This window comes from Nocardia sp. XZ_19_231, from assembly GCF_015355705.1.
Taxonomy (GTDB): domain Bacteria; phylum Actinomycetota; class Actinomycetes; order Mycobacteriales; family Mycobacteriaceae; genus Nocardia; species Nocardia salmonicida.
Genome location: NZ_JACUZI010000001.1, coordinates 285,577 through 298,357, shown reverse-complemented (window position 1 = coordinate 298,357; position 12,781 = coordinate 285,577). Strand labels below are relative to the sequence as shown.

At 67.2% G+C, this 12,781-nt stretch carries 11 protein-coding genes; 4 read left to right on the top strand and 7 right to left on the bottom strand.

Annotated elements, in window-relative coordinates; genetic code table 11:
• Position 1: 1 nt before the first annotated feature.
• Positions 2 to 1,006, bottom strand: coding sequence for a thiamine-phosphate kinase (locus IBJ82_RS01260; protein ID WP_194825103.1), 1,005 nt, complete (start codon positions 1,004 to 1,006; stop codon positions 2 to 4).
• Between the two features lie 119 nt (positions 1,007 to 1,125).
• On the opposite strand from IBJ82_RS01260, the gene IBJ82_RS01255 reads away from it, so the two are divergent.
• On the top strand, positions 1,126 to 1,872 hold the full coding sequence (locus IBJ82_RS01255) for a DUF3515 domain-containing protein (protein WP_194824123.1): 747 nt from the start codon (positions 1,126 to 1,128) through the stop codon (positions 1,870 to 1,872).
• A 69-nt stretch (positions 1,873 to 1,941) separates the two neighbouring features.
• Here the strand turns inward: IBJ82_RS01255 and IBJ82_RS01250 are convergent, their stop codons facing one another.
• From IBJ82_RS01250 to IBJ82_RS01240, 3 genes are read right to left on the bottom strand one after another with little or no spacing between them, the layout of a single operon-like run.
• Positions 1,942 to 3,033, bottom strand: a complete 1,092-nt coding sequence (locus IBJ82_RS01250; RefSeq protein WP_194824122.1) for a D-alanine--D-alanine ligase family protein — start codon at positions 3,031 to 3,033, stop codon at positions 1,942 to 1,944.
• 44 nt (positions 3,034 to 3,077) lie between these two features.
• Positions 3,078 to 4,073, bottom strand: coding sequence for an NAD(P)H-dependent glycerol-3-phosphate dehydrogenase (locus IBJ82_RS01245; RefSeq protein ID WP_194824121.1), 996 nt, complete (start codon positions 4,071 to 4,073; stop codon positions 3,078 to 3,080).
• A gap of 41 nt (positions 4,074 to 4,114) precedes the next feature.
• Positions 4,115 to 5,362 (bottom strand): IS110 family transposase, encoded by a 1,248-nt coding sequence (locus IBJ82_RS01240; RefSeq protein WP_194824120.1) that lies wholly within the window; start codon positions 5,360 to 5,362, stop codon positions 4,115 to 4,117.
• Positions 5,363 to 5,917: 555 nt separating this feature from the next.
• Between IBJ82_RS01240 and cofC the strand changes: the two genes are divergently transcribed.
• From cofC to IBJ82_RS01225, 3 genes are all read left to right on the top strand, one after another.
• Positions 5,918 to 6,589, top strand: coding sequence for a 2-phospho-L-lactate guanylyltransferase (gene cofC / locus IBJ82_RS01235; protein ID WP_194824119.1), 672 nt, complete (start codon positions 5,918 to 5,920; stop codon positions 6,587 to 6,589).
• Between the two features lie 72 nt (positions 6,590 to 6,661).
• Complete coding sequence (locus IBJ82_RS01230) at positions 6,662 to 8,830, top strand: RNA degradosome polyphosphate kinase (RefSeq protein WP_194824118.1); 2,169 nt, start codon at positions 6,662 to 6,664, stop codon at positions 8,828 to 8,830.
• Entirely contained in the window at positions 8,827 to 9,774 is a 948-nt protein-coding gene (locus IBJ82_RS01225) for a bifunctional NUDIX hydrolase/histidine phosphatase family protein (RefSeq protein WP_194824117.1), read from the top strand. The genes IBJ82_RS01230 and IBJ82_RS01225 overlap by 4 nt, the downstream gene beginning before the upstream one ends.
• A gap of 121 nt (positions 9,775 to 9,895) precedes the next feature.
• Here IBJ82_RS01225 and IBJ82_RS01220 read toward each other — a convergent pair whose 3' ends face one another.
• From IBJ82_RS01220 to leuC, 3 genes are all read right to left on the bottom strand, one after another.
• Positions 9,896 to 10,543, bottom strand: a complete 648-nt coding sequence (locus IBJ82_RS01220; RefSeq protein WP_056811975.1) for an HU family DNA-binding protein — start codon at positions 10,541 to 10,543, stop codon at positions 9,896 to 9,898.
• Between the two features lie 156 nt (positions 10,544 to 10,699).
• Positions 10,700 to 11,308 (bottom strand): 3-isopropylmalate dehydratase small subunit, encoded by a 609-nt coding sequence (gene leuD, locus IBJ82_RS01215; RefSeq protein WP_194824116.1) that lies wholly within the window; start codon positions 11,306 to 11,308, stop codon positions 10,700 to 10,702.
• Positions 11,309 to 11,342: 34 nt separating this feature from the next.
• On the bottom strand, positions 11,343 to 12,767 hold the full coding sequence (gene leuC, locus IBJ82_RS01210; protein ID WP_194824115.1) for a 3-isopropylmalate dehydratase large subunit: 1,425 nt from the start codon (positions 12,765 to 12,767) through the stop codon (positions 11,343 to 11,345).
• Between the last annotated feature and the right edge of the window lie 14 nt (positions 12,768 to 12,781).

The following is a 12,781-nucleotide window of genomic DNA, read 5'->3' as shown; positions in this document are numbered from 1 at the left end:
CCTATCGTTCGTTGTCGGTGGGCGTGGCGTCCACCCCACGGAACGATTCCCAGCCGGTGCCACCGGTGGGCGCCACGCCGTCGACGGTGACGCCACTGCCTGCGGTTACTACGCCGATCGGCCGCCAGCCCGCGGGGACAGCGACTCCGGCGGGCCAGGTTCCGACGAAGGCGTGGTCTTCGCCGCCGGCCAGAATCCATTGCGCCGCATCGGCATCGAGCAATTTCGCGACGGCGTCCAGATCGGGATCGGTCAGTGCCGCGCGGTGGACGTCGATGGCGACGTTCGAGGCGGCGGCGAGGTGGCCGAGGTCGGCGAGCAAACCGTCGGAGACATCGGTGAGCGCGGTCGGGGTGTGCGTGCCGAACGCGTCGAGGACCGCGGCGTAGGGCGGTTGCGGAACACGATGGGTCGCAAGGGCATAGGTGAAGTCCGGATCGGATGCGTCCGCGCCACCGGCCAATACGGCCAACCCGGCACCGGACCAGCCGAGTTCGCCTGCCACAGCGACGATATCGCCGACGGCAGCGCCGGATCGAGTGATCGCGCCCTGCCCGCCGAGGTCGCCGAACGCGGTCACCGAGACGACCAACTGTTCGCTGTGCACCAGATCGCCGCCCGCGATGGACCCCCCGGCGCGGCTCGCCTCGATCCACATCCCGTCGGCGATCCCTTCGATCACCGACACGGGGGTGTCGGCGGGACAGCCGAGCGCGACCACGAACGCCGTCGGCCGCGCGCCCATCGCCACCACGTCGGCGGCGTTCTGCGCGATGGCCTTGCGCCCGATGTCGACGGGCGAGGACCAGTCGAGCCGGAAGTGCCTGCCTTCGACGAGCATGTCGGTGCTCACCACGAACCGACCGTCGGGCGCGGCGACCAGCGCGGCATCGTCACCGGGTCCGATCAGCACGTGCGCGGCCTGCTCCCGACCGGCGTTGATCCGGTCGATCAGGGCGAATTCGCCCAGCTCACGCACCGTCTGCGGACGGCTGTCCTCGCTGATGACCGACCCCTTCCCGCTGTGCTGCTGACCGACGAAATCGCCCCGACGGTACCCTTTCGAAGGCGATCGGGCACCACCGACGGCGCAGGCGAACCCGCGAACGGAAGGACCACACAGCTATGGCGGACTCGACACCGGAGGATCGCGACGAGGCGAGCACCCCCGACGACACCGCCACTGCCGACGCGGCATCGTCGGGCGACGAGCCGACGTCCGCCCCCGCCGCGCAATCAGCCGACGCGACCGCTGAGGATTCCGCCTCGGCCGGCGACAGCTCGAGCGCAGACTCCGACGCCGAGCCGGACGCGGACTCCGACGATGACGATGACGACTTCGAGTCGCATCACTCCCCCGCGCTCATCGCCACCGCGGTCGCCCTGCCCGTCGTCTTGATCGTCGCCGTGCTGGTCGCCGCCTTCATCGCCCTGCGCGCCCCCGTCGAACGCGAACCTCTCGCCCTCGGGCCCGTCCCGGCCCCCGCCGCCGACGGTCCCGCCTGCCAGGCTCTGCTCCCCGCCCTGCCCGCCGAACTCGGCGACTACACCAAGGCCACCCTCGTCGAACCCAGCCCGCCTGCCACTCGCGCCTGGCAGCTCCCCGACGGCGGCGACCCGATCACGCTGCGCTGTGGCCTCGACCGCCCCCTCGAATTCAACCGCGCGTCCCCGCTGACGGTGATCGACGGCGTGAAGTGGTTCCAGGTCCGCGACGAGGTCGGCAAGACCGGCACCTGGTTCGCCGTCGACCGCGAGACCTATATCGCCCTCACCGTCCCCGACGGCTCCGGCACCAGCGCGGTACAGAACGTATCCGACATCATCAACGCGAATCTGCCTGCCCGCGAACCGACTCCGGGCGAACTCTGAGCTAACCAGCTGGCGCCGTAGGGCTTTCGAGCACGACTTCGCCGAAAGCCCTGCGGCCGAACAGGACTACTACCGCAGGCCGGTTCCGCGGGCGACCGCCGTCTCGATCAGCGTCGACACCAGCGTCGGGTAGTCGATGCCGGTGGCTTCCCACATCCGTGGGTACTGCGAGATCGGCGTGAAGCCGGGCATCGTGTTGATCTCGTTGATCACCGGACCGTTCTCGGTGACGAAGAAGTCGACGCGCGCCAGCCCCTGGCAGTCCAGCGCGCGGAACGCGCGCACCGACAGCGCACGGATCTCGTCGGCGACATCGTCGTCGAGCTTGGCGGGCACATCGAATTCGCACACGTCATCGAGGTATTTGGTGGCGAAGTCGTAGAACTGGGGCGCGGCGGCGTCGGCATCGGGCATCCGGATCTCGGAGACGACGCTGCCACGCACCTCGCCGTCGGCGAATTCCAGTACGCCGCACTCGACTTCGCGTCCGACGATGCCCGCTTCGATGATCACCTTGGGGTCGTGCGCGCGGGCGACGGCGATGGCCGCACCGAGATCGGCCCAATCGGTGATCTTGGTGATGCCGATCGAGGAACCGCCGCGCGCGGGCTTCACGAAGGCGGGCAGACCGATCCGGGCCCGGTCGGCCTCGGTCAGCGTTTCGACGCCGGGACGCAGCACAACCTGCACGCCGACGGGCAACGATTCGGCAGCCAGCAACTTTTTGGTGAACTCCTTGTCCATGCCCGCCGCGCTGGCCAGCACGCCCGCGCCGACATAGGGAATCCCGGCTAATTCGAGCATGCCCTGCAACGTGCCGTCCTCCCCGAAGGGACCGTGCAGGATCGGGAACACGACATCGACGTTGCCGAGCACCGCGCTCGAGTCGAGCGCGACCAGCGCACCAGCGCGGCTCGGGTCAGCGGCCAGTGTGAGGGCGGTCCCCGACGGGTCGACCTGTGGTTGCACCCCGTGGCTCAGCGCCAAATCGCCGATCCCGTCGGCCAGCACCCAGCCGCCGGTGGGGGTGATGCCGATCGGTACCACCTCGTAGCGCGTCGGATCGAGGTTGCGCAGCACACTGCTCGCCGACACACACGAGACGGCGTGCTCGCTGCTGCGCCCGCCGAACACCACAGCTACCCTGATCCGTTCCGTCATGAACGTCACCGTAGTAGGTTCTCGCCGCCATGGCGCTATCGCCCTTATTCAGGCTTGATCCGCCTGCCGAGCAGGCTGCCGACCGCCTCGCTCACCGATAGCCCCTCATGGCACACCCTGTGCACCGCGTCGGTGAGCGGCATCTCCACCCCGTGCTCGGCGGCCAGGGCCCGCACCGATGTGCACGACTTCACACCTTCGGCCACCTGCCCATTGGTCGCTTCCTGCGCGGCGGTCATCGTGCCACCGGCGCCGAGCGCGTACCCGAAGGACCGGTTGCGCGACAACGGCGAAGTACAGGTAGCCACCAGATCGCCGACGCCCGCGAGCCCGGCCAGCGTCACCGGTTGCGCCCCGAGCGCCACCCCGAGCCGGATCACCTCGGCGAGCCCGCGCGTGATGAGGCTGGCCACCGTGTTGTCGCCCAGCCCCATTCCCGAGGCGATGCCGCACGCGAGCGCGATGACGTTCTTGCACGCACCACCGATCTCGCAGCCGATCACATCGGTATTGGTGTACGGCCGGAAATATCCGGTGGCACACGCCCGCTGCGCGACTCCCGCACGCTCGGTATCGGTGCAGGCGATCACCGTCGCCGCGGGCTGACGTTCGACGATCTCGTGCGCCAGGTTCGGACCGGACAACACCGCGATGCGCCCCGGCTCGGCCCCGGTGACCTCCGCGATCACCTGACTCATCCGCAGCAGCGTTCCGGTCTCGATCCCCTTGGCCAGACTCAGGAGGGTCGCGTCGGATCCGATATCGCCCTTCCACAGATCCAGATTCGCCCGCAGCGACTGCGACGGCACCGCGAGCACCACCAGGTCGGCCCCCTCGAGAGCGACCCGGTGATCATCGGTTCCCCGCACCGGTGGCAGCTGAACGCCGGGTAGGTAGAACGGATTGCGGTGCTCGGTATCGAGCGCTTGTGCCACCTCTTCCCGCCGGGCCCAGATCGTCACGTCGGTCCCTGCTTCGGCCAACACCTTCGCGAACGCCGTACCCCACGACCCCGCACCCATAACCGCCGCCCTCGTCATCAGCCCAATATGCCATGCAAGACCTCCGATGCATCTAAGTGTCAAGCTGCGACGGGTTCTGGGGTGTGCGTGGCCGGTTGGCCGAAGGCCTTGAGGGGGTCGAACTCCTGCTGGTTTTGAAGGCAGTAGTAGAGCTGGCCGAGCATCTTGTTCACGAGATGGCGCAGCGCGGCTGAGTGGCGGTCACCGTGGGCTCGACGGCGTAGGTAGTGCTCTCGGGCGGGCCCGGGATTGCTGCCGGCGGCGAATCCCCAAACCCAGCCCGCGGCGGCGAGGCGGTCGTTCTTGATCCGGCGGAAGGTGATCGAGATGCTGCGTCCGGACGCGCGGGTAACGGGTGCGGATCCGGCGTAGGCCTTCAACGCGCGGGCGTCGGCGAACCGGGTGCGGTCGTCGCCGATCTCAGCCAGGACCCGTGCGCCGGTGAGATCGGCCAAGCCCGGGAAGCTGGTGATGATCGCGTGATCGGGGTGTTTGCGGAAAGCCTCGGCGGCGGCCTGTTCCAGGTCGTCGGCGCCGGCGCAGGCGGCATCGAGGGTGGCGAGCAGGGCGAGGGCTTGGCGGCCCATGGCGTTCTCGACCAAGTCGAGTTGGCGCAGGCCGGGGCGGCGCAGCTTGTCCACGATGTCGTCGGCCAAAGCCTCGATGCCGCGTTTGCGACCGGCCCGGCGCAGCGCGGCCGCGACGCGGGCCCGAGTCAGTTTCGCTGCTGCGGCCGGGGTCGGGGCAATGGCCAGGATCGCGCGGACCTCGGGTTTGGCGAGGTTGGTGGCGGACTTGTCAGCGAAGGCGGCCAGGAACACCGGGTGGAATTCGCGCAGCAGTGAGCGCAGCTCGTTGCTGGCCTTGGTGCGGCGCCAGACGGCGTCCTGTTGGGCGCGGGCGAGCACGGCGATGGCTTGGGTGAGTTCGGTGTCGGCCGGGATCGGTCGGTGCATGTGGGCGTCGACGCGCAAGATGTTGGCCAGGGTCATCGCGTCGGCGTGGTCGGACTTCGACCTCGCCATGGTGTGGCGTTCGCGGTAGCGGGCGACGGCCATCGGGTTGATCGCGTAGACGGTTCGGCCGGTGGCGCGGATCGCGGCGACCATGAGCCCGCGCGGGGTTTCGATCGCGACGGGGATCGGGTCATCGGCGGTGTCACCGGCCGCGGTGAGTAGCTGGGTGAGGGCGGCGAAACCGGCCGGATCATCGCCGATCCGCTTCTTCGACACTAGGGTGCCGTTCTGGTCGACGATGGCGATGTCGTGATGGCCTTCGGCCCAATCGATCCCGCAGTAGCGACTCATGTGCCCTCCAGGTGTTTGGTTGTTTCCGCAGGTCACAAGACCCAGGCAGGAACGCGCGACGCCCTACTTACGAGCCTCTATGGGCTGGCCTCCGATGAGTTGTTCGCGCTCCCAGCGCACCCGCACGACACCGGTCTTCCTCAGAGCTCGAAGCTCGCATTCAGCGAGGTGTTCGGTCGTGTGGGCGGGCTCGGACCACGATCAATGAAACGCCCGAAAGTGGCTGGACAGCAGCAGAATCAGCTACCCAGCCACTTCCGGGTTTGCCGTCGACGCTCGCGGTCTTGCACGAGGCCTCACTGGGCCGGAGGTGTGTGAGGAGTCGCCAAGCGGCAGGTCAGGGGATGCGGTTCGGCCGCCTCGGCGCGCAAAGCCTTATTTGAGGGGTCGATGCCCCACGTCCGCCTGATGCGTCGCTCGCCGCGGCCGAACCGCTGAACGACCAGAGCACGGACCGCTCGCGCACGGCCTTGCATGAGACCTCGATGGTCTGGATCGAAGCAGGCATCGAACGGTTCGGGATCTGATCGTTACCAGCTAAGTAGGATCGAAGCCATGCACACCGTGCACGCCGTGATGGCGGTCAAACACATCGGCCGGGCCAAGAGCAGGCTGGCGAGCCTGCTGAGCACCGAGCAGCGGGCCCAGCTCGTGCTGGCCATGTTCACCGACACTGTCCTGGCCGCGTCCGCCGTGCCCGAGCTGTCGTCGCTGACCGTGGTCACCCCGGATCCGCTGGTCGCCGACCGCGCCCGCGAGCTCGGCGCGCACGTGATCGACGAACCCGCGGCCGGAGCCGATCCGCTCAATACCGCGCTCGCCGCCGGTGCCGCCGACGTGCGCGATCGCCACGGCCCCACCCACCTGCTCGCGCTGCAGGCCGACCTGCCCGCCCTTCGCCCATCCGAGCTGGCCGACGTGCTCGCCGTCGCCGTCGGCGCTCGATCGGTGGTGATCGATCACACTGGCACCGGCACCGCCGCATTGCTGGTCCGCGATACCGCCGCGTTGCTGTCGCCCCGCTTCGGCGCCGATTCCGCCCGCGCGCACCGCGACGGGGGCGCCGTGCCGCTGTCCGGGCACTGGCCCGGCCTGCGCTGCGATGTCGACACCCCCGAGGATCTGGAGATCGTCCGCGCGCTCGGAGTCGGTGAATTCACCACCTCGACCCTGCGCGAGATCGGATTCTCGCCGCACAGAAGTGATCCCGTTCGCAGTGTGTGCTAGCTGATCGCCAACTTCGGACCGCGCGGAACGATCCGTGCGATGTCGTGATGCGCGGCGGCCCTTCCTCGAGGGATGATTGATCTCGTGAGCGATACGGAAACCATCAAGCAGCTGCCCCCGATTTCCCCGCCACCTGCGGCCGCCCTCGCCTCGGGCAGTGACGCGAGCACGCAGCGGTTGCCGCGAGATCGCTACCTCAACCGCGAGCTGAGCTGGCTCGACTTCAACGCCCGCGTCCTGGCGCTGGCCGAGGACGCCTCGCTGCCGTTGCTGGAGCGGGCCAAGTTCCTCGCGATCTTCGCGTCCAACCTCGACGAGTTCTACATGGTGCGCGTCGCCGGTTTGAAACGCCGTGCCGAAACCGGTCTGTCGGTGCGCTCGGCCGACGGTCGCTCACCGTCGGAGCAGCTGGAGATGATCACCGCCCGCGCCCAAGAACTCGCCGAGCGCCACGCCAACGTCTTCATCGACGCGGTGAACCCGGCACTGGCCGCCGAGGGCATCGACATCATCGGCTGGAACGATCTCGACGACGATGAGCGCCAACGCCTTTCCAACTACTTCACCGACCAGGTCTTCCCGGTCCTCACACCGCTCGCCGTCGACCCGGCGCACCCGTTCCCCTACATCTCCGGTCTGAGCCTCAATCTCGCCGTGACCGTGCGCGACACCGGCACCGGCGGCGAGCACTTCGCCCGTGTGAAGGTGCCCGACAACGTCGACCGCTTCGTGCGCGTTCGCCGTACCGGCGCGCCGTCGGCGATCGCGGCGTTCCTGCCGATGGAAGACCTCATCGCCGCCCACCTCGACCTGTTGTTCCCCGGTCTGACCGTGGTGGAGACGCATTCGTTCCGGATCACCCGCAACGCCGATTTCGAGGTCGACGAGGATCGCGACGAAGACCTGCTGCAGGCGATGGAGCGTGAGCTCGCCCGCCGCCGCTTCGGCAAGCCGGTGCGCCTCGAGGTCTCCGACGACATGACCGAGCACATGCTGGAGCTTCTATTACGTGAGCTCGAGGTCGACCCCGCCGACGTCATCCAGGTGCCCGGACTGCTCGACCTGTCCTGCCTGTGGCAGGTCTACGGGGTCGACCGCCCCGAGCTCAAGGACGCGCCGTATGTGCCTGCCACCCCGGCGGCCTTCGGCGAGCGCGAGACCCCGCGCAATGTCTTCGCCGCGCTGCGCGAGGGCGACGTGCTGGTGCACCACCCGTACGACTCCTTCTCCACCAGCGTGCAGCGCTTCATCGAACAGGCCGCTGCCGACCCGCAGGTGCTCGCGATCAAGCAGACGCTCTACCGCACCTCCGGCGACTCCCCCATCATCAACTCGCTGATCGATGCCGCCGAGGCGGGCAAGCAGGTCGTCGCGCTGGTCGAGATCAAGGCCCGTTTCGACGAGCAGGCCAACATCAAATGGGCGCGCGAACTGGAACAGGCCGGCGTGCACGTGGTCTACGGCCTGGTCGGCCTCAAGACCCACTGCAAGACCTGCCTGGTGGTGCGTCGCGAGGGTTCGACGATCCGGCGCTACTGCCACATCGGCACCGGCAACTACAACCCGAAGACCGCACGGCTCTACGAAGACGTCGGCCTGTTCACCGCCGCACCGGAGATCGGCGCCGATCTCACCGATCTGTTCAATTCGCTGACCGGATACTCCCGCAAGGAGGACTACCGCAACCTGATGGTGGCGCCCCTCGGCGTGCGCGCGGGGATCATCGAGCGGATCGATCGTGAAATCGAGCTGGCCGGCCAAGGTTCGGCCGCCCGGATCCGGATCAAGGCCAACGCGATCGTCGACGAGCAGATCATCGATGCGCTCTACCGGGCTTCGCAGGCGGGGGTTCCGGTGCAGATCGTGGTGCGCGGCATCTGCGGCCTGCGTGCCGGTGTGCCCGGTCTGAGCGAGAACATCGAGGTGCGCTCGATCCTCGGTCGGTTCCTCGAACATTCCCGGCTCATCGAATTCGGCGCGCAGGATCAGACGTGGATCGGCAGCGCCGACATGATGCACCGCAATCTCGACCGCCGTGTCGAAGTGATGGTGCAGGTGAAAGATCCCAAGCTCGTCGACCGGCTCGGGAAGGTGTTCGATTCCGCGCTCGATCCGGCCACTCGCTGTTGGATCCTGCTCCCGGACGGGACCTGGCAGGCCAGTCCGACCGATGTCGAGGCCGACCAGGTACGTGACCACCAAGCCTTCCTCATGCGTTTGCGTCGCCCCGACCAGCCATGAGCGCGCAGAGCAAGGACGCGTCGTTGCGAGACCCGCGGGTACGGCCCAATATTCACGCGGCAGGAGCGGTCTTGTGGCGCGCGGGCGCTGTCGGCCCGGAGATCGGTGTCATCCACCGGCCGAAATACGGTGACTGGTCACTGCCGAAGGGCAAGCTCGATCCCGGCGAGACCCCGGTGATCGCGGCCGTGCGCGAGGTAGGCGAGGAAACCGGCCTACCGGCCACGCTGGGGCGCTATCTCGGCCACGTCACCTATCCGATCCCGGGCCACCGTCAGCTCAAGCGGGTCGACTACTGGGCCGCCGAGGCCGCCGACGGCGACTTCGCGGTCAACAACGAAGTCGACCAGATGCGGTGGTTCCCCCTCGCCGAGGTGATGGACCAGTTGTCGTACCCGATGGATCGCCAGATCGTCCGGATCTTCGCCCGGCTGCCCGCCCGCACCAACACGGTGCTGCTGGTGCGCCACGCGAAGGCGGGCAAGCGCCACCACTTCGACGGACCCGACGACTTGCGACCGCTCGAGGCCGTCGGGGAACAGCAGGCGAAGGGATTGACGCCGAATCTGTTGGCGTTCGGCGCATCCGAGATCTATTCCGCCGATCCACTGCGCTGCATCCAAACCGTGACCCCGTTGGCAGAACAGCTCGACGCCGAAATCAATTGCGAGCCAATGTTTTCCGAGCAAGGTTACGATTCAGCGAAAAGCGCCGCGCGGCAACGATTTCTGTCGTTGGTAACCGATCGAGGGGTACCGGTGGTATGTAGTCAGGGCGGGGTGATTCCCGATCTGACACAGTGGCTGGCCGAGCAGGGTGGGCTCACGCTGCCCTCGGCACGCAATCGCAAGGGCAGCGTCTGGGCATTGTCGTTCGTGGAGGACCGATTGGTCGCCGCGAACCATATGGACCGTTCACTGTCGACGGCAATCGTCACCACCTGAGTCCATCGGACGCGCTCGAAACAGCCGAAACGGCCCCGGGATTCCCGGGGCCGTTCTCGGTCCAGTGGTGGGTGATGCGGCCTACGTGCACATTCCCCGACCTGATCCCGCTGCGGCAGGATCAACGAGCACGACGGGCGGCAGTCTTCTTAGCAGCAGTCTTCTTAGCGGGAGCCTTCTTCGCAGCAGTGGTCTTCTTGACCGCCGTGGTCTTGGCGGCTGTGACCTTCTTGGCAGGCGCCTTCTTGGCCGCCGTCACCTTCTTGGCGGGCGCCTTCTTGGCCGCCGTCACTTTCTTTGCCGCCGTGGTCTTCTTGGCGGCAGGTGCCTTGGTGGCGGCTTTGCGGGCCGTGGTCTTCGCGGGACCCTTCGACGGCGTCGCCTTCTTGGCCGCGGTCTTCTTCGCCGCGGTCTTCTTGGCTGCCGCCTTCTTCGCCGCCACCGGGGCATTCACGCCCCGCTTGACGGCAGGCCCGGACGAGGCCAGCTTCTGCTTACCCGCGATGACCGCCTTGAACTGTGCGCCCGGTCGGAAGGCAGGCACCGAAGTGGCCTTCACCTTCACGGTTTCACCGGTACGGGGGTTACGGGCAACCCGGGGAGCACGCTTGCGCTGTTCGAACACACCGAATCCGGTGATGGTGACGCTTTGACCCTTGTGCACGGCACGGACGATGGTGTCGACAACATTCTCGACAGCCGCAGTAGCCGTCCGCCTGTCCGTACCCAACTTTTCGGTCAGAACGTCGATCAGTTCCGCCTTGTTCATTGAATCCTCCGCAGACTAATGGCCCGTCGTCGGACCGACTAGGTACCACGGTAAACCCAGTTTGAGCAAGAGTCTATGTGCCACGCCAAAATTCATGTGGTTTAGCACACGTCCAGCTACCGCCGCCCGGGAAGCCCGCCTAAGCGCCCCAGCTGATTACGCCCGTGAAATAGGCTCCGGCAGCGTCACGGGTTTCCATGACGGCCTTCCCTTTTCGAACTCGCCGATGACGTCGGCCTGTCGCAGCGTGAGGCCGATGTCGTCCAAACCCTCCAGCAGACGCCAGCGGGTGTAGTCGTCAATATCGAACGGCAACACGACGGTTCCCGCTGTGACGGTGCGAGAGGACAGGTCGACAACCAATTCGATGCCGGGCTGTTCCTCGATCAGCTTCCAGAGCATTTCGACATCGTTCTGTGACATCTGTGCGGCCAACAACCCGCCCTTACCCGCATTTCCACGGAAGATGTCAGCGAAACGAGACGAGATGACCACCCGAAAGCCGTAGTCCGACAGCGCCCACACAGCGTGCTCTCGCGAAGAGCCGGTGCCGAAATCCGGGCCTGCCACCAGCACGCTGCCACGGTTGAACGGCTCGTTGTTGAGAATGAACTCCGGATCGGCACGCCAACCGGCGAACAAGCCGTCCTCGAAACCCGTTCGGGTCACGCGCTTCAGGTAAACGGCGGGGATGATCTGATCGGTGTCGACATTGGACCTGCGCAGCGGCACACCGATGCCTTTGTGAACGGTGAAGGCTTCCATAACGATTCCCTTTCGATCTGTGGTGATCGGTGGCTCAGGCCAGATCAGCAGGCGAGGACAGGGTTCCACGGACCGCCGTAGCGGCCGCGACCAGCGGCGAGACCAGGTGCGTGCGACCGCCCTTGCCCTGCCTGCCCTCGAAATTGCGGTTCGAGGTCGAGGCGCAGCGCTGGCCCGGTTCGAGCTGATCGGGATTCATACCGAGGCACATCGAGCAGCCCGCCTGACGCCATTCCGCGCCCGCGGCGGTGAAAATCTCGCCGAGTCCTTCCTTTTCCGCCTGCGCGCGCACCCGCATCGAGCCGGGCACAACCAGCATTCGCACGCCGTCGGCGACCTGGCGGCCCTTCAAAACATCGGCGACGGCGCGCAGGTCCTCGATCCGGCCGTTGGTGCAGGAGCCGACGAATACGGTGTCGACGCTCACCTCTCGCAGCGGCATTCCCGGCGTCAGGTCCATGTACCGCAACGCCTTCTCGGCGGATTCACGCTCGTTCTCGTCGGTGATCTGGGCCGGGTCGGGCACATTCGCGCCCAGCGGCAGGCCCTGGCCGGGATTGGTGCCCCACGTGACGAACGGGGTCAGCGTGTTCGCGTCGATGTGGACCTCGGCGTCGAACTCCGCGCCCTCCTCGGTGACCAGCGCGTCCCAGGAGGCCACTGCGGCATCCCAGTCGGCTCCCTGCGGAGCGTGCGGGCGGCCCTTCAGGAATTCGTAGGTCACCTCGTCGGGACCGATCATGCCGGCGCGAGCGCCCGCTTCGATGGACATGTTGCAGATCGTCATCCGCGCTTCCATCGACAGCTTGCGAATCGCCTCGCCGCGGTACTCCAGCACATAGCCCTGGCCGCCGCCGGTGCCGATCTCGGCGATCACGGCCAGGATCAGGTCCTTGCTCGTGACGCCGGGCGCCAATGCGCCGTCGACGGTGATGGCCATCGTCTTGAACGGGCGCAGCGACAACGTCTGGGTGGCGAGCACGTGCTCGACCTCACTGGTGCCGATGCCCATCGCCAGTGCGCCGAACGCGCCGTGGGTGGAGGTATGGCTGTCGCCACAGACGACGGTCATACCGGGCTGGGTGAGACCCAGCTGCGGGCCGACGACGTGCACGATGCCCTGCTCCACATCGCCCATCGAGTGCAGGCGCACGCCGAATTCGGCACAGTTGCGGCGCAGCGTGTCCACCTGGGTGCGCGAGATCGGGTCGGCGATCGGCTTGTCGATATCGGTGGTGGGGACGTTGTGGTCCTCGGTGGCGATGGTGAGATCGGTTCTGCGCACCGGCCGGCCGGCCGCGCGTAGCCCGTCGAAGGCCTGCGGGCTGGTCACCTCGTGCACGAGGTGCAGATCGATGTAGATCAGGTCGGGTTCACGGGAGGAACCATCGCCTTCGCCTTTGGCGACGACGTGCTGTTCCCACACCTTCTCGGCCAGTGTGCGAGCGCGCTCGGCCATAGCTTGATCACCTT

What these genes read in the sequence shown, in the direction of transcription:
- IBJ82_RS01250 (WP_194824122.1), bottom strand. Translation starts at nt 3,033, where the DNA reads ATGACGGAACGGATCAGGGTAGCTGTGGTGTTCGGCGGGCGCAGCAGC.
- IBJ82_RS01255 (WP_194824123.1), top strand. Translation starts at nt 1,126, where the DNA reads ATGGCGGACTCGACACCGGAGGATCGCGACGAGGCGAGCACCCCCGAC.
- cofC (WP_194824119.1), top strand. Translation starts at nt 5,918, where the DNA reads ATGCACACCGTGCACGCCGTGATGGCGGTCAAACACATCGGCCGGGCC.
- IBJ82_RS01230 (WP_194824118.1), top strand. Translation starts at nt 6,662, where the DNA reads ATGATTGATCTCGTGAGCGATACGGAAACCATCAAGCAGCTGCCCCCG.
- IBJ82_RS01225 (WP_194824117.1), top strand. Translation starts at nt 8,827, where the DNA reads ATGAGCGCGCAGAGCAAGGACGCGTCGTTGCGAGACCCGCGGGTACGG.
- leuD (WP_194824116.1), bottom strand. Translation starts at nt 11,308, where the DNA reads ATGGAAGCCTTCACCGTTCACAAAGGCATCGGTGTGCCGCTGCGCAGG.
- IBJ82_RS01245 (WP_194824121.1), bottom strand. Translation starts at nt 4,073, where the DNA reads ATGACGAGGGCGGCGGTTATGGGTGCGGGGTCGTGGGGTACGGCGTTC.
- IBJ82_RS01220 (WP_056811975.1), bottom strand. Translation starts at nt 10,543, where the DNA reads ATGAACAAGGCGGAACTGATCGACGTTCTGACCGAAAAGTTGGGTACG.
- leuC (WP_194824115.1), bottom strand. Translation starts at nt 12,767, where the DNA reads ATGGCCGAGCGCGCTCGCACACTGGCCGAGAAGGTGTGGGAACAGCAC.
- IBJ82_RS01240 (WP_194824120.1), bottom strand. Translation starts at nt 5,362, where the DNA reads ATGAGTCGCTACTGCGGGATCGATTGGGCCGAAGGCCATCACGACATC.